The sequence below is a fragment of the Bacillus sp. RHFS10 genome, assembly GCF_016757475.1.
Lineage (GTDB): Bacteria > Bacillota > Bacilli > Bacillales > Bacillaceae > Bacillus > Bacillus subtilis_G.
Genome location: NZ_JAESPO010000001.1, coordinates 888,788 through 913,692, shown reverse-complemented (window position 1 = coordinate 913,692; position 24,905 = coordinate 888,788). Strand labels below are relative to the sequence as shown.

4 protein-coding genes are annotated in these 24,905 nt (G+C 46.6%); all 4 read right to left on the bottom strand.

Annotated features, from left to right (window positions below; translation table 11 throughout):
• Positions 1-18 precede the first annotated feature (18 nt).
• The 4 genes from JMN17_RS04785 to dacB all read right to left on the bottom strand — a co-directional run bounded on the left by JMN17_RS04785 (position 19) and on the right by dacB (position 24,894).
• Positions 19-7,686 carry a non-ribosomal peptide synthetase gene (locus JMN17_RS04785; RefSeq protein ID WP_202327570.1) on the bottom strand — a complete coding sequence of 2,556 codons (7,668 nt, stop codon included), beginning with the start codon at positions 7,684-7,686 and terminating at the stop codon, positions 19-21.
• Positions 7,687-7,705: 19 nt separating this feature from the next.
• Complete coding sequence (locus JMN17_RS04780; protein WP_202327561.1) at positions 7,706-15,388, bottom strand: non-ribosomal peptide synthetase; 7,683 nt, start codon at positions 15,386-15,388, stop codon at positions 7,706-7,708.
• Positions 15,389-15,412: 24 nt separating this feature from the next.
• Complete coding sequence (locus tag JMN17_RS04775; RefSeq protein WP_202327559.1) at positions 15,413-23,101, bottom strand: non-ribosomal peptide synthetase; 7,689 nt, start codon at positions 23,099-23,101, stop codon at positions 15,413-15,415.
• A gap of 317 nt (positions 23,102-23,418) precedes the next feature.
• Positions 23,419-24,894: a D-alanyl-D-alanine carboxypeptidase/D-alanyl-D-alanine endopeptidase gene (gene dacB / locus JMN17_RS04770; RefSeq protein WP_087991915.1), complete on the bottom strand. Its 1,476-nt coding sequence runs from the start codon at positions 24,892-24,894 to the stop codon at positions 23,419-23,421.
• Positions 24,895-24,905: the final 11 nt, after the last annotated feature.

Below are 24,905 nucleotides of genomic sequence, written 5' to 3'. Positions count from 1 at the left end.
TCTCCCTGTCATAATTTTCTACAATTCTTCCACCAAGCTGGATATACTGTCCAAATCCTCTGTCGTTAATGATTGACTGCTAAAATCGCTCAGTGTCTTTTCTGCTTTCTGTTTACCGGCGCAGTGTTTCATAATGTCCAGCAAAAAGTGTTCGATCCTGTTGATAAGCTGCTCCATTGTGTTTCGATGAAAGCGGGCTGGCGGATAACTAAGATTGAAATGAAGCTTTTTGTCTGCTGCCATAGCACTTATCTCAATGATTTGCTCACGCTTCCATGTAAGAGTGATATCCGTTCCGCTTCCAAGACTTGATGGGCGGAAACTGCCCTGTCTTTCTATGTCATTGAACTGACCCAAATAGTTAAAGCTGATTTCAGGTATTTTTGAAAACGTAATGCTTTTGTTTTTAGGGTGTGTGAGGTATTTCAGCATACCGTAACCCACCCCTTTGTTTGGTATCCGGCCCAGTGTATCTTTTACGGTTTTTACTGCCGTCCCGAGCTCATTCCTATGATTTTCAAAGCTTATGAGGGCCGGGTACATGGATGTAAACCAGCCGACCGTCCGGCTGATATCTAACTCCGGCATAATGTGTTCTCTTCCGTGTCCTTCCATAGCGATTCGGAGCTTGCTTGCGCCTGCCCATTCACAAATCGCCAAGGAAGCCGCGGTTAACAGAATATCTTGTGTATCTGTACCATAGGCGTGATTGACGTTTTGCAGCAAAACGTCAGTGTCTGCTTCAGAGAGTGAAAAGCTTACCGAGTCCCTCTTGCAGTAACCGATGTTCTCTTGAAGCGGCATTTCATATGGCAGTTCCGCAGCTTGCTGTTCTTCTGCACTTCGCCAATACGCCTCTTCGCGAATCAGCTTGCTGCTTTGGGCATATTCCTGAATCCGTCTGGCGTATTCTTGATAGGAATCAGTTTTAGGCGGAAGCTGAATCGCCTGGCCAGAAGCCGCTTGTTGGTACCCTGCTGACAAATCCTCCAGCAAAATCCGCCATGCCACACCATCAACAACAAGATGATGGATTGCAAGGAACAAGTAATCTCCGGTCAATGTTTTAAACCACACGGCATGTAACAATGGTCCTTCCTGCAAATTGATGCTTTGCTGAAGATCTGCAACTTCTTGTTTGATTTGTGTTTCCCAATCGCCTTCTGTCTGTGAAAGATCAGATATTCTTAAACTATATAGCTGTGATTCATGTATGCTTTGGTTGATTTGAGTCCACCGCCCGTCATCGTTGCGATAAACCATCCGAAGCGCATCATGATGCTCCGCCAGTTTTTTTAAGGATGCTCTAAGAGCGTCTTCAGACAAACGGTCAGAATGAAAAAGCATGACAGACTGATTGAAATGGTGTCGTTCTTCAATATCTTGTGAAAGAAACCATTGCTGAACAGGCGTCCATGGAACATCTCCTTCAACGTGTCCTTGCTCTATGATTCTTTCTGTCTTACGGATAAATGGTGATACGTCTTCTATCTTTGGATGACGGAATAAATCACTTACCTGCAGGCTTAACCCGTGGCGTCCGAGGCGTGCAGAAACTTGAAGGGCCTTGATTGAATCTCCGCCCAATTCAAAGAAAGAATCCTCTATTCCGATCCTCTGGATGCCTAGAACCTCCTGCCAGATCAATGCCAGCTGCTCTTCAAGTTCGTTGCGTGGCGGGACGTACGTTTGTTTAGATGCAAAATCTGGTTCAGGCAGTGCTTTCCGGTTCAATTTGCCGTTTGATGTGAGCGGAAGCGTATCCATTTCAATGATGTACGCCGGAATCATATAATTTGGCAGTGAACGCGCGAGAAGAGAACGCACTTGTTCAGCATTCGCGCCTGCTTTCACACTGATGTAGCCAAACAGCTCTTTGCTCCCTGTCTGTCCTGTACGTGCCAAAACAGCTGCTTCTTTGACCCCCTCTATTTGGCGAAGTGCTGATTCGATCTCACCCAGCTCCACCCGGTAGCCTCTGACTTTTACTTGATCATCAATACGGCCAACGTACTCAATTGCGCCATCGGGAAGCCAGCGCGCCAGATCACCTGTGCGGTACAGTCGATCGCCAGACGCAAATGGGTTTGGGATAAATTTCTCTCTCGTTAAATCAGGACGGCCCAAATATCCTCTGGCGACGCCATCTCCGCCGACACAAAGTTCGCCAACAGCTCCGATCGGCTGCAGCATTCCCCATTTATTTAAGATATAAGCGGTGGAATTACCAATCGGCCGCCCGATCGGAATGGAAAGTTCATATGTTTTTTGAATGTGAAAGCACGTCGAAAAAGTTGTATTTTCGGTTGGCCCATATCCGTTCCATATCGATACTTCCGGGCAGACATTTTTAATTCGATTGATGTGGCTCACCGACAAAGCTTCTCCGCCAATAATCAGATGGTTCAGCTGTGAAAATGTTGTCTCATTTTGCTCTGTCAAATGATTGAATAGAGAAGATGTCAGCCACATCGTTGTGATCCCGTGATGTTCTATGTATCTCTTAAGCTGATGGGGATCGAGAAATGCCTGTTTCTCGGACAGGTGCAAAGCTGCCCCATTTAGCAGCGGTCCAAATATTTCAAATGTCACACCATCAAAACCGATAGATGATGTCATGAGAAGACGGTCTGCAGGTGTAAATGCAATATAATTGCTGTTTTTAACAAGGCAAATGACACTTCGCTGCTCAATCATGACACCCTTTGGTTTACCGGTTGATCCAGAGGTATAAATGATATAAGCGAGCGAATGCGGCCCTGCAGACGATTCAATATTCGTCGTTTCTCCCTGCTTTTGAATGTCTTCGATTATGATTTGTTCACATTCAATGTCTAATAGCCGTTTGTCGACTTTTTCAGATTGAAGAAGGAATGTCGCTCCGCTGTCTGACAGGATGTAAGCTATTCGCTCAACAGGCAGATCAGAAGCGATAGGCAAATAGGCTCCCCCCGCTTTTAGAATACCCAGCATTCCGGCTATGAGTTCTGGCGTTCGTCCTGCCAACAAGGCTACGACTCGATCAGGCCCGACTCCCTTTCTCTGTAAAAGTGAAGCAATTTGATTTGCCCAGCTGTTCAGATCCGCGTAAGTTAACTCTTGTGTATCGCTGACAATTGCTATGGCATTAGGCGTTTGTTCCGCCTGCATTTCAAAGAGCCTGCTGATGGTTTCATTTCTTGGATATTCTATTTTTGTACGATTGAGCTCATGGATAAGGTAATGGGTCTCATCCTCATTCAGTATATTTATTGTTCCGAGAGCGGCTTTGCTGTCTTGGATGATGGAGAGTAACATATTGATGAAGTATTGAAGCCACTTTTCTATCGTTTTTTTCTTATATAAGTCCGTACTAAATTCCATTTGGAACGTCAGCAAACCCCGGGGCTGTTCGTGAGCATACAGGGTTAAATCAAATTTTGACGTTTGATGCCCATTGTTTGCTGCAGGTTTTAGATGCAGTTTATCCAAATGAATCGATTCCTGATCCATATTTTGAAGAACAAACATCACGTCAAACAGCGGATTCCGGCTCATATCCCGCGTCACTCCAAGCTTGTCGACAAGCTCTTCGAACGGATAATCCTGATGTTCATACGCTTCCAATGCAGTGTCACGTACTTCCTGCAAATACTGCACAAACGGCTTCCCGCCCTCCGGGCGTGTCCGAAGCGCCAACGTATTCACAAACATGCCGAGTATCGGCTCAAGGTCCTTGTGCGGCCGGCCGGCAATTGGCGATCCGACGATGATCTCTTCCTGTCCGCTTAAACGTGATAATAACGCTGTGTAAGCCGCCAGGAGCACCATGTACAGTGTGCTTCCATTCTCCCGTGCCAGTGTATGAAGACCTGATGCGGCCTCTTGATCCAGCGTAAACGAGACCTTGTCACCGGCGAAGCTCCGCACCGGCGGGCGGGTATGATCAGCCGGGAGATCCAGCACCGGCAGCTCGCCCTCGAGCTGCTTCAGCCAGTACGCCTCCTGCGTCTGGTACGCGTCTCCTTTTTTATATCCTTCCTGCCATACGGCGTAGTCTTTATATTGAATGTGAAGCGCCGGGAGTTTCCGGTTGTTGTAAAGCGCCCCGAATTCCCGAATCAGAATGTTGACGGAAACACCGTCTGAAATAATGTGATGCATATCAACCAGCAACAGGTGCCGCTCATCTGATACCTGTACGACTTGGGCACGGAACAGCGGCGCTTGGCTGAGGTCAAACGGCTGGATAAACGCGGCTGCGGCTTCCTGTTCGGTTTGTTCGCCGAGGACTGCTGTCTGTAATGTAAACGGCACCTCGCCATGGATGCGCTGCACCGGCTCGCCGCCTTCGTCCTGTTCGAAGGATGTCCGAAGCGACTCGTGGCGCTTGATCAGCTCTTGGAAAGCCCTGTCCAGCCTTTCGGGGTTCAGCTTCCCTTCCAGCTCTAACACAGCCGGCATATTGTAGCCTGTCCCTCCGTCCTCCAGCTGTTGAAGGACATAAATCCGCTTTTGGGCGGAGGAAACCGGATAGGTCTCCCGCTGTTCCGCCGGCTTCATCGCTTCATAGGGACTGTCCGTTCCTTCACGGATAACGGAAGCGAGCCCTTCCACCGTCGGATGGGCAAATACATCTTTCAGCGGCACCTGTACATCGAATTCTTTGGCGATCCGGGACACAAGCGCGGTGGCTTTTAAGGAATGTCCTCCGCGGTCAAAAAAGTTGTCGCGAATCCCGACAGGTCCGTTTTTCAGCACGTCTTCCCACAGCTGGGCAAGCTTCATCTCTGTCACATTTCTCGGCGCCGTGTAGGTCTCTTCATCTGCCGCTCCGTCAGGAGCTGGCAGGGCGTTTCGGTCAAGCTTTCCGCTTGGCGTAACCGGCCATTGTTCCATCTCTATCATATGAGATGGGATCATGTAGCCGGGCAGAAGCGTTTCAAGCTGCGCCCGCACCTCATTTCTTCCGAGTCCTTCTGCATAGGCGCATAATTCTGGCTCGCCGCTGTCTGTCCGTACGGTAACGGCTGCCTCCCTTACGCCTTCTATGCTTCTAAGTGTTGCTTCAATTTCTCCGGGCTCAATCCGGTAGCCTCTGATTTTGACCTGATCATCCAACCGGCCGAGGAATTCAATATTCCCGTCAGGGAGCCAGCGCGCCACATCCCCGGTTTTGTACATGCGTTCACCCGGGTAAAACGGGTCCTCGAGAAAACGCTCCTCCGTTAATACCGGCCGATTTAAATAGCCTCTGGCAACACCCGCTCCGGCGATGTACAGTTCGCCGGCGACACCGCAAGGCTGTACGGCTAAATGCGGATCTAAAACATATAAACGCGCACCGGGTACAGGCTTCCCGATCGGAATCCGCAAGCGATCCCTGTCTCGCTCTGGGTCCAATACGTAAAATGCCGCGTCTACCGTTGCTTCTGTCGGCCCGTAGCCATGGATCAGCGAAACCTGCGGCAATAAAGAAGCAAAACGGGCTGCCGTATGGGGCGCAAGCGGTTCACCTCCGGCGAATACACGCTTCAGGCTTGTCCCGTCACCCAACGATTCCATTTCCGCTTGATCCAGAAAGCTGTTCAGCATAGCCGGAATAAAATGAACCGTCGTCACTTTTTCCCGATGAATGGATTTTACGATCAATGCCGGGTCTTTCTCCCAGCCGGGCGGAAGCAGATAAGCCGAAGCGCCGGAAAGCGCCCACCAAAACAGCTGCCAGACAGATGCATCAAAGGAAAAAGAGGTTTTCACCAGGACAATGTCCTCTTCCTGAAGTGGAAACTGGCGCTGCATGCCGGTCAAAAAAGAAACGGCATTGCGGTGCTCAACGGCTACCCCTTTTGGCTGTCCAGTGGAGCCTGACGTATAGATGACATAGGCGAGAGAACCGCTGTCAGCGCGAGCAAACATATGACTTTCTGCTTTTTCGTTCGCAAGAGATGCCATGTCAACTTCAAGTGTCTCTCCGGAGAAGTTCGGTGCGGAACATCCCGGCTGCGTCAGCAAGAGAGCTGCGCCGCTGTCTTTCAGCATGTAGCTCAGCCGCTCCTCTGGATATGCGGGATCAAGCGGCAAATACGCCCCGCCTGCTTTCAATACGGCAAGTACAGCTATCAGCATGTCAGGTGACCGCTCAGACAGGACACCGACGATGCTTTCCTTCGTGACACCGCGTGCCGCGAGGCGCGCGGACAGCCGGCTGGCATACATGTCAAGCTCAGCGTATGTCAGCGAACCGCCGGAAAAGCGGATGGCTGGCCGCTCCGGTGTGCAAGCCGCCTGTCGTTCAAACAGTCCGTGCAGGGTTGGGGCTTTAGGCGAAACGGATACAGACCTGTTATTTTGAGAAACGATTTTCCTTGTTTTGTTCTCATCCAGCAATGTCATCTTTGACACGGAAAGAGTTGGATCAGAGATGATGTCAGAGATCATGTGCTGTAAATAATCTTTTATCTCAGACATCATATTTGATTGATAAGCGCCAGTATGAAAATGAATCCGAACGTACAAGGTACGGCCTGGGATCACTTTGACACTGCATCTATAGTTGGTCTCCTCTGCCATCTCAAAATCTTTAACGGAGAAATCAAATGATCCAGCCTGATTCAGCCCTTCAATCTCTTGCTGGGTAGGTGTATTTTCAAAGACGATAATATGATCGATAAGCTCTTGTTTAAGAGCACTCTGTGCCTGAATGTCATATAAAGGGAAGTAACTATACGCTTCTGCTTCAGTCATATCCTTTTGCATCCTGCTGACTAGGTCAGAAAAAGAAAGGGAATCACTTTGGACTCGAATAGGAATGGTATTGATAAAAAGGCCGACCATGTTTTCCACATCTTTTAGCTCAGAAGGTCTGCCTGATATAACTGATCCGAACACAACATCGCCGCAGCGATTGAACTTTTGGAGCATGATTCCCCATAAAGCTTGGAAAACAGTGTTTAGCGTCGCACCAGTCGCTGTTGCGATTTTCTGTAATTCGGAGGTTTCTTTTTCAGAAATAGTGAACGTGATCTGCTGTAATGTCCCATCTGGCATTTGATCTGTTCTTTTGGGCAGAGGCGTCGCTTTTTCGAAATGCAGAAGCCTCTTTTTCCAATACTCAGCTGCTTCTTCTCGGTCTAGCTGCATCAGCCATTTAATATACGTCCCGTACGGCTGTACGGGAGGCAAATCAGGAACCTGTCCTTTTCCGAGCGCTTGATAAATGTGGAGAAAGTCTTTAATAACAATGCCTAAACACCAGCCATCCATTAAAATATGATGATGGCTCCAGATACAGATATAACGATCAGGCCCCCATTTCAAAATAGTTATTCTCATCAGTACATCCGTTTGGAGATCGAAGCCTCTGGATTTATCCTGTTCTTTGAATGCCTCGGTGCAATGTTCTTTATCTCTTTCATTGAGATGGGAAATATCTTCAAAATGAACATGGCAAGGACGATGCTTGAGCACGACCTGGCGAGGTTTGGCTACATTTTTATAGATGAACGCTGTTCGGAAGATTTCGTATCTGTCAAAAACACCATCCATACTTTTTTGGAAACGCTCCAAGTCAAGCTGTCCATGTATCGTAAAAGAAGCCTGTTCAAAATAAGCTCTTGACTGTTCATCATACAGTGAGTGAAAAAGCATCCCTTCCTGCATAAATGACAAAGGGTATATATCCTTTATTTCGGGTTGCTGCGGCATCAGTATGAATCTCCTCTCCCTATAGTTTGTTGACGACTCCCATAATCTCACTCAATTCATCAAGCGTTAAATCTTCATCGGTGAAATCAGATGCGCTCCACTCTCGGTTTTCTTTGCCCGTACAATGCTCAATGATGTTTTCCAGAGTCTGTTTAAAATGCCCGGCAAATGTTTGGATTGTTTTATTCCCAAATTGAAGCCTGTTATAAATCATGTGCATGTTTAGGCACCCCGAAGAAACAGCTCCGCTGATATCCAGAGCATAAGGCCGCGCCCAGTTCGGGCTGATCTCATTTTCTGGTTTGATGTCAGAAACCTCAAAGGCTTTTGATTGAATATCCTGATCAAACTGGCCTAAATAATTAAAGCTGATTTCCGGGGTGTTTTTCTCAGAGCCCCATCTTTTGCTGATATATTTCAGCACACCGTAGCCTGCGCCTTTATTCGGTATACGATGCAGCATATCTTTTGTCTGTTTAATGAGATGGCCCAGCCGTTCATCTTTGTTCTTATGATCAGAATCGCTCATATCAAGCCACACAGGATAAATCGAGGTGAACCAGCCGACAGTTCTGCTCATATCAATATCCCCAAGATATGATTCCCTTCCATGGCCCTCCATGCTGATTTTAAACTGGTCAGAGCCCGTCCATTGTTGTAGAGCAAGACCTAAAGCTGTCAGAAGGATATCATTCATCTCCGTGCTGTATGCTTTATTTGAAGCAGTTAACAATAATTCGGTGTGATGGCGGGACAGCTCAAATTCAATCACTTCTGTATCTTTGAATAGGTTAGGCGCTGCGTCATTGTCTTTAGGAATAGGTTGAATGTGACGGTTCTCGCGCTCTTCCCAATACGCTGCTTCGCGCTGCATCTGGCGGCTTTTAGAGTAGTCAGCTATTCTTTGTGAATACGTTAAATATGAATCTGTTTTTTGCGGCAGTTTAATAGATTCTCCTGAGACTGCCTGTTTGTAAGCTGTTGAAAAATCCTCGAACAAAATGCGCCATGAAACCGCATCAATAACCAAGTGATGAATCGTCAGAAACAAATGGTCACTATTTTCGGTTCTAAACAATCCAGCGTGAAGCAAGGGGCCGGTTTCCAAACGAATATGCTCCTGCATCTGGCTGGCGACTTCCTTAATCCTGTTATGTGCTTCTGTTAAGTTACCCTTTACATCAAACAGTTCAAGAGAATATAGCTCCTTATCTGGCAGATCTATCCCTTTATTTATCTGAACCGGCCTGCCATTTTCATACCGGCATACGATTCTCAGTGCGTCATGATGAGTCACCAGGCTTCTTAGCACCTTTCTAAGCGCAATTTCATCAAATCGTTCAGTCCGGTTGAGCATAACGGACTGATTAAAATGATGCATCTCCAGAGATTGCGAGAAAAACCATTGCTGGACAGGTGTCCAAGTGATTTCGCCTTCTACCGGACCTTGGTCAATGACGTGTACGGCTTTTCGAACATGAGCGGACAGTTCACCCAGAGTCTGATGTTCAAACATCTCACGTACTGTCGTTTCGAATCCGCGTTGCTTCAGTCTGGCGCAAACTTGCAGCGCTTTAATAGAATCTCCGCCAAGTTCAAAGAAATTGGCGCTTATGCCCAGCTCATTCACATCAAGAAGCTCCTCCCAAATATCAGCCATTACCTTTTCGATCTCATTTCTAGGGCTGATATCATCAGCAGGATAAGCGTGTTTTTCGGGTTCCGGCAGTGCTTTCTGATCGAGCTTTCCATTAACAGTCAGCGGGATGTTGTCAATCTGTATTAAACGAGCGGGCAGCATAAAGTCAGGCAGCATGGTTTTTAGAGAAGCACGGATGTCTGATGTACTCGCCGCCTGTCTATCTTTTGTCACCAAATAAGCATAAACAGCTGTTTGCCCTTGCTCATCTTTTCTTGTGATGACAGCCGCCTCTTTAATAATCGGAAGCTGAAGAAGCGCCGCTTGGATTTCGCCTAACTCGATACGATGCCCTCTGACTTTAACCTGACCATCAATGCGGCTTACGTATTCCAGCTCGCCAGTTGACAGGCGTTTAGCAAGATCTCCCGTTCGGTATAATCTGTCCCCCGGAAGATACGGATTGGGTACAAAACGGTCAGCGGTCAGCTCATCTCTGTTGAAATATCCCCGTGCTACGCCTTCACCGCCTATATAAAGCTCCCCTGGAACTCCGATCGGCTGCAGATTCATATGAGCATCCATTACATAAGCCTGCAGAGTTGAAAGAGGCCGTCCGATATTGCTGTTATTTTTTGCAATGTCTGCTGCGGACAATTTTTTGAATGTTACATGCACTGTTGTTTCTGTAATACCGTACATATTGATTAGTTCAGTATGAGGATATTTACCATTCCAGCTTTGAAGCATGCCGGGCTGTAAAGCTTCGCCGCCAAAAATGACGTACCGGATGTTTAATCGATCCGGATGGTTTTGATCTTCATGCATCAGGCCGTAAAAAGCAGTCGGAGTCTGATTGAGTACAGTGACGCGTTCTTTTTTTAACAATAATCGGAATGCATGGGGGTCACGGGCTGTTTCTTTAGAGACCACGACTAGTGTACTTCCGTTCAATAACGCACCGAACATTTCCCATACAGAGAAATCAAAGCAATATGAATGAAAGAACGTCCAGACGTCTTCATGGCCAAATTCAAAAGGCAGGTTTTGATGCTTTAAAAGACTGATCACATTGCGGTGCTCGACCATGACGCCCTTTGGCTTGCCCGTCGTTCCGGATGTATATATCACGTATGCCAGCTGATCCGCCAGAGTTTCTTGGCTTTTTAAATCAGACGGAATTGAATCATTTTTAGCTTCATCGATATACAACATTTCCCCGCTGTAGTCTGCAGGTTTATTTTGTCCGCGCTCTGTCAGCAACAGTTCTGTCCCGCTGTCATTGAGCATAAAGCTGATACGGTCCTGAGGATATTCAGGATCAATCGGCAAGTAGGCCCCTCCCGCTTTTAAAATTGATAAAATGCCAATGATCATATCAGGTGACCGATCGAGCATCAGACCGACGATGTCCCCAGTGCCGACCCCTTGTTTGATGAGCATAGCAGCTGTCCGGTCTGCTTTTTCTTTCAGGTCTCGATAAGTAAGCTGAGAGTGGCCGCACACCACTGCGATATGATCAGGATGTTCAGCCGCTTGCTTTTCAAATAAGCTTACAATGTTTTCATTTCTCGGATAAGCTGCATACTGTCCCATTTTTTCAAGGAGCAGTTCTCGCTCTGCAGCAGGTAGCAATTGCATTTCCGAAATTCTCATCTCGTTATTCGCTATTACATTTTTCATCAGTTCAATAAAATAGGATGCCCATCGCGCAATGGTCTCTTCTTCAAAAAGAGCGGTGCTGTATTCAAAACGGCAGCGAATTCCGTCTGAATGCTCCTCAGCGTGTAATGTCAAATCGAATTTGGATATATCGTGTTTTGGAGTGACAGACAAAATCGATAGACCAGGCACTTCAAACTGGAAATCTTCACTGCTTTGAAGCACGAGCATCGCATCGAACAGCGGGTTGCGATTTACCTCTCGATGTGTATCGAGCTTATCTGCCAGCTCTTCAAAAGGATAATTCTGATGTTCATAAGCTGTCAGAGCCAGACGGCGAATATCCTGCAAATACGAGCTGAACGTTTTGTCGCCCTCCGGCTGGCTGCGCATCGCTAATGTATTTACGAACATCCCGATGACGCGCTCCAGATCAGCGTGCGGTCTTCCTGCAGCGGGCGAGCCGACAACAATATCCTCTTGCCCGCTAAGCTTGGATAGCAAAATAGAATAGACAGCCAGAAGGATCATATACAACGTTGTTCCCGTTTCAGCCATTAAACGGTGCAGCTCATTTGCGGTGTCTTGATCAATGTTTACTTCAATTGTTCCGCCGCTGAAATCAGGGAGACGCGGTCTTGTTTTATCAAGCGGTAAATCTAATACAGGAAGACTCCCGCCAAGCTGGTCAAGCCAGTAGGCCTCCTGTTTTCTGTATAGGTCTTTCGGGAACTTCTCTTGCTGCCAAACAGCAAAATCCTTATAATGCAGATTTAAAGCTGGCAGTTCCTTTCCGCAATATAAGTCAGTAAATTCTTGGACAAGCGTGCTCATCGAGACACCGTCGGCAATGATATGGTGCATATCGAGCAGCAAAAATCCGTGGTTATTGCCCATTGAAATGACACATGCTCTAAAGAGCGGACCGGCCGATAGATCAAACGGTTTGATAAAGGACTCGATTGCAGACTCAAGCATTTGTTTTGATTCCATTTCAAGCTCTTTCAGGTCAAAAGCCATCTCTGGATAAATGATTTGCACGGGCTCTCCACTGTCAAGCACAAAAACAGTCCGCAATGTTTCATGCCGATTCACAAGTTCTGCGAGAACTCTTCTCAACCGCTGGCGATCTAGATTTCCGCACAATTCAAGTACAGCGGGCATGTTATAGCCTGTGCTGTCACCCGCCAGCTGATGAAGAGCATATAATCGTTTTTGCGAGAAAGACAGCGGATAGACCTCTCTTTGCTCCGCAGGCTCAATCTGTGTAAAAGCATGTTCTTTTAAGCTCATCAATTTGACTGCCATGCTTTCAATTGTCGGGTAAGAGAAAACCTCACTGAGCGGCAGCTCGACATGAAGCTTTTTATGTATTCTTGATACGAGTGCGGCCGCTTTTAAGGACTGTCCGCCTAGTTGAAAGAAATCATCACGAATGCCGATTTTCTGTTTATGCAACACATCTTCCCAAATCTGTGCGAGATCAGCTTCGATTAAGGTTCGGGGCGGCATATATGTGAGAGCCGCATTGTTTTTTGGTTCAGGAAGTGCTGAACGGTCAAGTTTCCCGCTGGATGTTAATGGCATTTTGCCGATGTTGATAATACTTGCGGGAATCATATAGGACGGCAATGTCCCAGCAAGATGGCGATGCAAATCCGGAAGACTGCTTCCCTTTTCCGGAACGATATAAGCAATAAGCTCCTTGTCCTCAGCAGAAACATCACGAGCCAATACCGCTGCTTCCTTCACCCCCGGTGCCTGTCGAAGAACTGTTTCGATCTCTCTCAGTTCAATGCGGTAACCCCTCATTTTTACTTGATCATCAAAACGTCCAATATATTCAATCGTTCCATCCGGCAAAAAACGGCCTGCGTCACCTGTTCGGTATACACACTCCCCTTCAAGAAACGGGTGATCGGAAAAGGCTTTCTCTGTCAGCTTCGGCTGTTTGTAGTATCCTCTGGCAAGACCTGCGCCGGAAATACACAGTTCGCCCGCCGCGCCGATCGGCTGCATTTGATTTCCGTGTAAAACAAATACTTTCGTGTTTGCAATCGGGTGTCCGATTGTGATCCTCTCTTTTTCGTTCAATTGACGCAAAATGGTTGTTGCCACACTGTTTTCTGTGGGTCCGTATTCATTTGCCAATTCTGCAGAAGGACAAATCTTTTCACTCATCTCAAGCAGATCAGGCGTGACCGCTTCACCTGCAAATGTCACAATACGAAGACTTTTTGCATCTTCAGCAGTCATCACCTCCAATAACACCCGGTACAGAGAAGGAACAATGATCATGTGACTGACCTTATAGCGTTCTATCTTTCTCTTGAGGGCTAGCACATCCTTTGCTTCGTCATCCGTTGTCAGCAGTACGCACGAACCGGATAAAAGCGGGGTAAACAAGCTCGTCACACAGCCGTCAAACACATATGAAAACAAATGGAGGGATATATCCTGTTCGGCCATGCCATACTCTTCCCGTCTCCATTGCAGTGTATTGGCAATACCTTGATGATCAACGAGAACACCTTTTGGCCGCCCTGTCGTTCCCGACGTATAGATTAAGTAGGCAAGATCACCAGGCGGCACATCTGGAGCCGCTGTTTGGTGCCTTTCTGTACGTTCTATCGGTATCATTTCCCCTTCATAGTGCGGCGGGATGAATGTCATAAGGTCTTCTTCTATCAGCAATTGAGCCGCTTGACTGTCCTTCAGCAGGAAAGAAAGACGTTCTTCTGGGAAATTTGGATCAAGCGGCATATAAGCGCCCCCTGCTTTCCAAATCCCGAGCAAAGCTGCAGGCATTTCCATTGACCGCCCCATCATCACAGCGACGATATCTCCAGATCCAACGCCTTTTTCTATCAGGGCGTGCGCAATCTGATTAGCTCTTTCATTTAATTGGCGATAGGTCCAGTATTCATCACCCATTTTCAATGCGGCAGCTTCAGGCGTTTTGTGAGCTTGTTCCTCGAACAATTGAGATATTGTTTTGTTCGCATAAGAATGCTTTGTTTCGTTAAACAATTGGATAAGCTTTTGTTCCTCCGGCGGCACGATATTAATGTCGCTGACGGCAATATCGGGATGTGTGACAATGCAATCCAGCGCTTGCTTTAGATGGCCTTGAATCCGCAGCATCTCTTCACGTTCGTAAACGGCTGCGTTGTAGCTGAATTTAATATAAAATGATTCTCCCGGTACGATAACGATATTAAAGTCGTAATTGGTTTGCTCTGACATTGAAATGTCACCCAGCTTCAGCGCATTTTCCTCATTTTCGCTCTCAATGCGTAATGCCTGATCAAGCTGTACAGGATAATTTTCAAAGACAAAAATATGATCGATCAAACCTTGCTTTAATGGACTATGGTTTTGAATGTCATAAAGCGGGTAATACCCATGCTGTTCAGATGATAAAATATCCTCCTGCACGGCTTTGACCAGCGAAGAAAACGTCATGCCCTCCGCAGATCGAATTCGCACTGGGACCGTATTAATAAACAAGCCGACCATTGATTCAATCCCATCAATCGCTGACGGGCGTCCTGAAATAACGGAACCAAAAACTGCATCATCAGCTGCGTTATATCGGTGCAGAAGCACGCCCCAAATACTCATAAACAACGTGTTTAGTGTAACTCCCCAATTCTGCGCGGCCTCAGTCAGTTTCTTAACCATTTCCGGCGCTAAAGAAAAGCTGATCTGAGCAGCTTTATAATCCCCGTTCGTTGGGCGGCGCTTTATCCGGGGAATAGAAGCGGTATTGCCGTATTCCTTCAAATATCCGCTCCAGTAAGCGGCAGTCTCTTCTTGATCTTGTTCTCCAAGCCATTCAATATAACGGCTGTACGGTACCGTGCTTCCAAGCTGCACAGGCCTGTTATTGCTGAGTGAATCATACATGCTGAAAAACTCTTTAAGAATAATGCCGAGGCACCAGCCATCCATGATGATATGGTGATGTGTCCATACACACGTATATTTGCTATCGCCTCTATCAAAAAGGGCAAGACGCATTAAAGGATCTTTTTGCAAATTAAATCCTTTTTCCCGATCCTTGGTCATAAATTCATCGATCAGGGCCTGCTGTTCATGATCAGCCAAGTAAGAAAAATCTTCTCTATACACTGTCAATTCGCGGTTTGATAAGACTACCTGCTGCGGCCCTGTAAGATCTGGTACTTCTTTAATAAAAATCGTTCTGAAAATATCATATCGGGAGACAAGAAGGTTTAAGCTCTTTTGAAACGAGTCGATACATAGACTCCCCGTAATCGTAAACGAGGTCTGTTCCACATAGGCTTTTGAGCTGAAATCCATCAGTGAATGAAACAGCATTCCTTCCTGCATGTGTGATAACGGATAAATATCTTGAATTTGTGCCGATTGTGCCATCAATTCCACACACCTTTTCAAAAGTTAAAGATCTTTCACAAGATTTTCGATGCTAGATAATGCAGACAAAGTTAATTCCTTATTGCTGAAATCACTCAGTGTTTTTTCGCGTGCTTTTTTCGTCGAACAATGCTCAATCGTCTCGATAAGATGCCTGTGAAAACGATCCATAAAACACTCAATTGTGTGTTTGCTGAATACTGGGGTGTATACCGCTTTTACTTGAAGCCGTCCGTCTGTAATGAGAGCATTGATGTCCAGCTCATATTCTCGTTCTCTCTCACCCGCTATTTCGTAACGAGGCTGGTAATATGATAATTGAAATGTTTCACCTTCCTTCTCTTCGCTAAATTGGCCGAGATAATTAAAGCTGACCTCAGGCTCTTTATGCGGCGGCAGTTCTCCTATGTGTGTTAACAATCCGTAGCCAGTTCCTTTGTTCGGCACTCTTCTCAGCATATCTTTTGTCGTCTTAATTCGGTAAGCGAGCTGATCTTCGAAAGGCTCGGGAATACTCATGTCCAGCAGAATAGGATAAATGGAAGTAAACCAGCCAACTGTACGTGAAATATCAATATTTGGCAGATGCCCTTCTCTTCCGTGTCCCTCAGTGCTGATCACGATTTGATCGTGCCCTGTCCATTCAGAAAGCGCCAATCCTAAAGCCGTAAGCAAAAGCTCGTTGGCATCAGTGCCATAGGCTTTCTGAGTTTCAAACAGCAGTTTTTCAGTCCAGTCCCCGGATAGTGCAAACATCGAGCTATCACTGTTCAATTGCAGTCTGTCCGGCATATTTTTCGTGTCCTTAGGCAAAATAGCATTGTGAGCGTCCAAAATCGTTTGCCAATACGGTTTTTCTGCAAGCAATTGTTTATTCTCAGCTATGTGTGCAAGACCACTGGCGTAGGACAAATAAGAATCGGTTTTTGGCGGCAGTTGGATCTCTTGTTTTTCTAAAGCCTGCTGGTATGCTGCCGCTAAATCCTCAAGCAGAATTCTCCAAGAAACGCCATCTATCACAAGATGGTGAAGCGCAATCAGAAGATGATCCCCTCCTGCCGTTTTAAACAAACCTGCTTGCAGCAGAGGCCCTTTTTGTACATTCATTTTCCTTTGAATGACGGTTTCCTCAGCGGATAGTTTTTCATCAAGATGAGTTCTTTCCAGCAATTCTGTTGTCCAATCTGCGATGTGAAGCCCGAACAGTTCATGATCTTTGTGATTCATTCCGCGATTATACTGAACGACATGGCCGTTTTGGTCTTGTTGAAAAACCATGCGAATTGCATCATGATGCTCGGTTATTTTACGCAGCGCTAGACGAAGCGCGTTAGCATTAAATCCTTTTTCACTGAAAAGCATGACGGACTGGTTGTAATGATCGTGAAAAGCATGAGCCTGTCCGAAAAATCTTCGCTGAATCGGGGTGAGGTTAGCTTCACCTTCCGCAGGCCCCTGATCCGCTTGAGATGCCAATGGTGTGATATGTCCGCTTAGTTCCTGAATTGTTGGATAACGGAATAAGTCGCGTATAGTCATGCTCCAGCCTTCAGCTGCCAGACGTGCTGCCACTTGTAATGCTTTAATTGAGTCTCCGCCAAGCTCAAAAAAGGAATCGTGAATGCCGACTCGTGACATGCTCAGTACATCTTCCCATATATACGCCATCGTTTTTTGTATGTCGTTAACTGGTGCGGTATATGGGCGCGAGAACACATTATCTGGAGCCGGCAAGGCATTTCTGTCCAGCTTTCCGTTTAGGGTCAGCGGCATGTTTTCTAAAGCAATTAGATGCGCAGGAATCATATACGCCGGCAGTTCCTTTGTTAAAGCAGTACGAAGCGCATTCGTGTTGACGTCTGAAGGCACGATATATGCTGATAAACCAGCCTGTCCATTCTTATCATGCTGAACGGCAACTGCAGCTTCTCTGACAAGCCCCGTTTGAAGCAGAACACTTTCAATTTCTTCTGTTTCAATTCTGTATCCATTTATCTTCACTTGATAATCCATTCGGCCAAGAAGCCGGATCGTTCCGTTTGGAAGAAAGCAGGCTCGATCACCGGTTCTGTACAGTCTTTCTCCTGAGACAAATGGATTTTCTGTAAATTTCATGCGTGTTAAGTCAGGTTTATTATGATAGCCTTTCGCAACACCTGCCCCGCCGATGCACAATTCGCCGGCAGCGCCAATTGGCTGAATTTGGTCAGTCTGGCTGAGTACGTACATGCGTACATTTGGAAGCGGGCTGCCGATTGGCACGTTATCTCCCGTCCACTCTTCTCCCATACTTGTTTCATAAAAGCTCGAATCAATCGTTGCCTCTGTGACACCATAGCTATTGATGATGCGCATGCTTTGGCCAAATCGTTCTGTTAATGTTTTGAAATCTTGAGCTTTCACCATGTCAGAACCAAGAATCAGTATGTCTAAGTCAGGAAGCTTGAGCTGGTTACGGTATATATATTCCATCACCGGAATAATGAGAGCAGGTGTGGACTCCATCATTGTGATTCTCTTAGAGCTCATGATTTTATATATTTCAGCAGGTTCCAGCCGCTTTTCATCCGAGCAAACGATGAGAGTCCCGCCGTTGGTCAATGTTCTTGCCAAATCTCCTGAGAAGACATCGAATGAAAAGCTCGCGATTTGAAGCAGTCTGACAGGCTTCCGATCCAGTTCATAAATTTGACGCCACGCAAGAGCAGCATGAGTAAAGTTACGATAGGTGACAATAACACCTTTAGGCGCACCTGTAGTTCCTGACGTATAAATGATATATGCTGCATCTTCAGGAGCGGGTGATAGGTTAAGGTTACAGCTATTTTCTTCATATGAGACTTCATCATCAAGGCAGATGTGGGACATCTCAGATTCAGATGCATTTGAAATCAAATGCTTCAATTCCTGTTGTAAAAGAAGAATATCTGCTCCGCTATCACGAAGAATGTATTCAATGCGAGCTTTTGGGTAGTGTGAATCGATTGGGATATACACTCCGCCAGCTTTCATCACTGCTAGGATTCCAACAATTGCATCAATGGATCGCTTGGCTAAAACAGCCACAGTTGGCCTCGTTCCTTTTCTTTTTTGCAATGTCCGTGCCAGGCGATTGGCTTTTTCGTTTAAAATCCGATAGCTAATCTGTGTTTCGTCATCAATAACAGCTATATGTTCTGGTGTTTCTTCAGCTCTCGCTTCAAATATGCGATGAAAAGGAACATCTTTTTGAGAAAATTCAACTTGAGTTTTGTTGAATTCAAAGGCTATTTTTTGTTTTTCTTTTTCACTAAGTATATTTATTTGTGAAAGGTTTGTTTCAGGTTTAGAAAGTGCCGCATGCAGAAATTCGCTGAAATGAGCTGCCCAGCGTTCAACCGTGGCTTTCAGGAATACCTCTGTACTGAATTCCATTTCACAGCAAATGGCTCCATCTGTTTCCGTTGCTATAAACGTCATATCGAATAAAGAAATGTGATGCGGGAAATTGGCTGGCCGGACTTTTATTTCTTCCAGTTCTATGTCCTGCTTTTCTGTATTTTGAAGGATAAACATCGCATCAAACACTGGATTCCGGCTCATATCCCGCGTCACTCCAAGCTTGTCGACAAGCTCTTCGAACGGATAATCCTGATGTTCATAGGCTTCCAATGCAGTGGCGCGCACTTCCTGCAAATACTGTCCAAACGGCTTCCCGCCCTCCGGGCGTGTCCGAAGCGCCAGCGTGTTCACAAACATGCCGAGTATCGGCTCAAGGTCCTTGTGCGGCCGGCCGGCAATTGGCGATCCAACGATGATCTCTTCCTGTCCGCTTAAGCGTGATAATACCGCTGTGTAAGCCGCCAGGAGCACCATGTACAGTGTGCTTCCATTCTCCCGTGCCAGTGTATGAAGGCCTGATGCGGCTTCTTGATCAAGCGTAAATGAGACCTTGTCACCGGCGAAGCTCCGCACCGGCGGACGGGTATGATCAGCCGGGAGATCCAGCACCGGCAGCTCGCCCTCGAACTGCTTCAGCCAGTACGCCTCCTGCGTCTGGTACGCGTCTCCTTTTTTATATCCTTCCTGCCATACGGCGTAGTCTTTATATTGAATGTGAAGCGCCGGGAGTTTCCGGTTGTTGTAAAGCGCCCCGAATTCCCGAATCAGAATGTTGACGGAAACACCGTCTGAAATCATGTGATGCATATCAACCAGCAACAGGTGCCGCTCATCTGATACCTGTACGATTTGGGCACGGAACAGCGGCGCTTGGCTGAGGTCAAACGGCTGGATAAACGCGGCTGCGGCTTCCTGTTCGGTTTGTTCGCCGAGGACTGCTGTCTGTAATGTAAACGGCACCTCGCCATGGATGCGCTGCACCGGCTCGCCGCCTTCGTCCTGTTCGAAGGATGTCCGAAGCGACTCGTGGCGCTTGATCAGCTCTTGGAAAGCCCTGTCCAGCCTTTCGGTGTCCAGCTTCCCTTCCAGCTCTAACACAGCCGGCATATTGTAGCCTGTGCCTCCATCCTCCAGCTGCTGAAGGACATAAATCCGCTTTTGGGCGGAGGAAACCGGATAGGTCTCCCGCTGTTCCGCCGGCTTCATCGCTTCATAGGGACTATCCGTTCCTTCACGGATAACGGAAGCGAGCCCTTCCACCGTCGGATGGGCAAATACATCTTTCAGCGGCACCTGTACATCGAATTCTTTGGCGATCCGGGACACAAGCGCGGTGGCTTTTAAGGAATGTCCTCCACGGTCAAAAAAGTTGTCGCGAATCCCGACAGGTCCGTTTTTCAGCACGTCTTCCCACAGATGGGCAAGCTTCATCTCTGTCACATTTCTCGGCGCCGTGTAGGTCTCTTCATCTGCCGCTCCGTCAGGAGCTGGCAGGGCCTTTCGGTCAAGCTTTCCACTTGGCGTAACCGGCCATTGTTCCATCTCTATCATATGGGCTGGGATCATGTAGCCAGGCAGAAGCGTTTCAAGCTGCGCCCGCACCTCATTTCTTCCGAGTCCTTCTATATAAGCGCATAATTCTGGCTCGCCGCTGTCTGTCCGTACGGTAACGGCCGCCTCCCTTACACCTTCTATGCTTCTAAGTGTTGCTTCAATTTCTCCGGGCTCAATCCGGTAGCCTCTGATTTTGACCTGATCATCCAACCGGCCGAGGAATTCAATATTCCCGTCAGGGAGCCAGCGCGCCACATCCCCGGTTTTGTACATGCGTTCACCCGGGTAAAACGGGTCCTCAAGAAAACGCTCCTTCGTTAATGCCGGCCGATTCAAATAGCCTCTGGCAACACCCGCTCCGGCGATGTACAGTTCGCCGGCGACACCGCAAGGCTGTACGGCTAAATGCGGATCTAAAACATATAAACGCGCACCGGGTACAGGCTTCCCGATCGGAATCCGCAAGCGATCCCTGTCTCGCTCTGGGTCCAATACGTAAAATGCCGCGTCTACCGTTGCTTCTGTCGGCCCGTAGCCATGGATCAGCGAAACCTGCGGCAATAAAGAAGCAAAACGGGCTGCCGTATGGGGCGCAAGCGGTTCACCTCCGGCGAATACACGCTTCAGGCTTGTCCCGTCACCCAACGATTCCATTTCCGCTTGACCCAGAAAGCTGTTCAGCATAGCCGGAATAAAATGAACCGTCGTCACTTTTTCCCGATGAATGGATTTGACGATCAATGCCGGGTCTTTCTCCCAGCCGGGCGGAAGCAGATAAGCCGAAGCGCCGGAAAGCGCCCACCAAAACAGCTGCCAGACAGATGCATCAAAGGAAAAAGAGGTTTTCACCATGACAATGTCCTCTTCCTGAAGCGGAAATTGATGCTGCATACCGGTCAGAAAGGAAACAGCCTGGCGGTGCTCAACGGCTACTCCTTTTGGCTGTCCGGTGGAGCCTGACGTATAGATGACATAGGCGAGAGAACCGCTGTCAGCGGGAGCAAACATATGACTTTCTGCTTTTTCGTTCGCAAGAGATGCTATGTTAACTTCAAGTGTCTCTCCGGAGAAGTTCGGTGCGGAACATCTCGGCTGCGTCAGCAAGAGAGCTGCGCCGCTGTCTTTCAGCATGTAGCTCAGCCGCTCCTCTGGATATGCAGGATCAAGCGGCAAATACGCCCCGCCTGCTTTCAATACGGCAAGTACAGCTATCAGCATGTCAGGTGACCGCTCAGACAGGACACCGACGATGCTTTCCTTGGTGACGCCGCGTGCCGCGAGGCGCGCGGACAGCCGGCTGGCATACATGTCAAGCTCAGCATATGTCAGCGAACCGCCGGAAAAACGGATGGCTGGCCGCTCCGGTGTGCAAGCCGCCTGTCGTTCAAACAGCCCGTGAAGGGTTGGGGCTTTAGGCACAATAGCTTCTGTCTTGTTAAACTCATTCAATAATTTTTGTTTTTCTCTTACATTGGTCATATCTAATTCTTTTATGAAACTGTGCGGATGTTGAAGGGCGTTTTCCAGCAACGTAAGCAGATGGTGCTGTATTCGTTTAATATCTTCAAGAGAAAATAAGATATTTTGATAGTCGAAATTTAAATGTATGGTTCCGTTGTCTATCCGTTCCTGTATTTGAACAGAAAGCTCGTTCGCGGTGGATCCGCTGAAATAAAGCGCCGTTTCATAGTCAAAACCGTCTGCTTTGTGCCATTGGAGCGGCTGATACTGCATAGATATACCGATAAGGTTGTGTAATTCTTTCCGGTCTTTTCTTAATTCATTCACCAGCAAATTATAAGGAAACCGTTGATGACGCATAACGGAAAGCTGTTCCCTGCCTACTCTGTGGACAAAGGAAAGAAAATCTTCATCAGGATCAACCGTTATTCTGATGGGAAGAGAACTGACAAACATGCCGAGCATTTCTTTTTCAGCCTTTGACCCTCTGTTGCCATAGTAGGTGCCAATGGCAAGATCTGTTTTAGAGGTGATCCGGCTGATGCATATGTAAAATGAAGCCATAAATAAGGAAATGATATTGATCTTTTGTTCTTCGCAAAAGATTCGAATCGTTTGCCCTAGATGAGGTGAAAGTGTGATGGTATCTCTGGATGCGGATGTGCTCTGTTTTTGTAAGGACGTCTGGCCGGCTAACGAATGGTATTCCGGCGGCTGCTGAAAGGTTTGACTCCAAAATAAACGGTCCTTTGCAAAACGTGAAGATTGTAGATATTGACTCTCTTTTTCGATGTAGCTCAAGTAAGAAGGTTGAGGCTGATCGGGTAAAGGATCTTGCTTTTTTATTTTTTGATAAAGGTCTATAATTTGATTTCCCATCACATTTAAGGAGATGCCGTCCATTATAATATGATGGAATTTCGCAAACAGCCAAACCTCATGAGTGTGGATTCTTAGGAGATGAAATTGATAAAGGGGCGAGTTGAACAGTTTAAATGGGATTCTCGCTTGATCTTGTATCCATTGCTCTATTTCTATCATTTCAACATTTGAAAAATCTATTATTCCAAGTGAAGTATATTGATATTCAGTAAGATACAGGCGCGGTTCAAGCTCCTCTCCTTCTAGCAGTTGAAACCTAATGGCGTCATTGCGGGAGATGGAATGATTCAACGCTTCCTCTAGGTCATCAAGATCAATATTGCCTCTGAATTTCACACAGGCCGTGAGATTGCAAATGCCGGTGCCTGGCTCCAGCAATTCGGTAAACCACACTCTCCTTTGGGCATGGGTTAAAGAATAAGTATGTTCGCTCAACGGATTCCCTCCAGTTCTTTATAATAAGAGGATAAGAAAAAAGCAGAAAAATGACGATAAAAGTAATTATATGACTATATAATCCTTATATGGACTATATTAACGGATTTTTTTTAAAGTACAATGAAAAATATTAAATTTTTATAACATTTTTTTGAATATAGTATTATTTCTTTAGGTTAATTTTCTTTTTTTATCATTTTTTTGAACATTAAGTGATAAAAGTACCGTTTTATGTCAGGTCTTACATACTGTTTTTGATCATTTATGGGAGACATAAAAAACCTGTTTTCGCTTGGAAAACAGGTCTGCCGCTATTATTGATTTGCTAAGATGACAGCGATTTGATCCTCAATATCTTTTCCATCCTCGTCATCAATCAATCCGTTTAGAAGAATAGAGAAAACAAGGGTTTTTCCGCTCTTGGTTTCTGCGTACCCGGATAGAGAGCTGACCGTACTTAGCGATCCGGTTTTTGCCCTTATTTTTCCTTGTGCAGGAGTGTCGTTCATGCGGTTTCTCAGCGTTCCGCCTATCATTCTGTCACTATTGCCCGCAACAGGCAGAGAATTTAGATACGCTGAGAACCATTTTTCATCTTGAATGTCATATAACAGCTTTGAGATTTGGTCGGAGGATACAGCATTAATATGAGAGACTCCTGATCCGTCTCTTAAGACCAGTGATTTGGAATCAACACCACATTCCAGAAGCGTACTGTTTAATACTTCGAGCCCCTTTTCCCAGCTCCCTTCTCCTTTTTCCGCTTTCCCCATCTCTTTTACGAGCACTTCGGCATGTCCATTATTGCTTAGTTTCAAAAACGGAACAAATAGTTTTGACAAAGGCATTGAACGATGAGAGATTAACACGTCTGAGGAACCGGTCGTATTGCCCCTCATGACGTTCCCTTTTACAGTAATCCCTTGTTTTTTTAGTGCTTGCTTAAATAAATCTAAAGCATATCCAGACGGCTCCCAGACAGCAATCCATTCCTTTGTCTTGCTTGCGTCAACCGGTACGCTACCCTCAATTGTGATCGTGTTTGTCCCATGCTTTCTTTCGATCGTGAGGTCCTTCTTTTGACCATCCGCAGCCGTTTCAGCATTGTTCTTAATCGTTACATAATCCGTTTTCGGAGATACAGAAACGGCAGGCTTTTCCCCTTCTTTTTTACCCGGGGTGACCTCTACAATCACAGTGCCTGCATCATAGTCTTCATTTGGAGACACTGTTAAAGCGGAAATTTGAGCGCCGTAATACGTGTATTCATCACTCCACGGTAAATCAGGTGATAATCGCTTGTCATTATACCACGTATCATCACCAATCAGATTGCCTTTAATCACTTTCACGCCGGACTGTTTCAATTGCTCAGCCATTTCTTCAAAATCAGCTGGTAAAAGTGTCGGATCCCCCTTCCCTTTCAAATAAAGGTTTCCATTCAGTTTTTTTCCTTTGAGGATGCCGTCTGTCCGGACCTCGGTTGTAAAGGAATAGTCCTCGCCAAGAACAGTAAGTGCCGCGGCCGCAGTCAAAAGCTTCAGAGAAGAGGCGGGCCTCATTCGGACGTCTCCTGAATGCTCATATAGAACAGCGCCTGTATCTGCAGAGCGAACGGTGATGCCGGCCATTGCGCCTTCGAGTGCAGGATGATCAGCTAAAACCTTATCGATCTGCCCGGCAAGTGCATCGTGTTTATCAGCCGCTTGCGCAGCCTGATGCATATAAGGCACCGAAGCAACGACGAATAGCAGCAAAATAGCAACATATAGCTTTATGCTTTTTTTCATTATTTACCCCG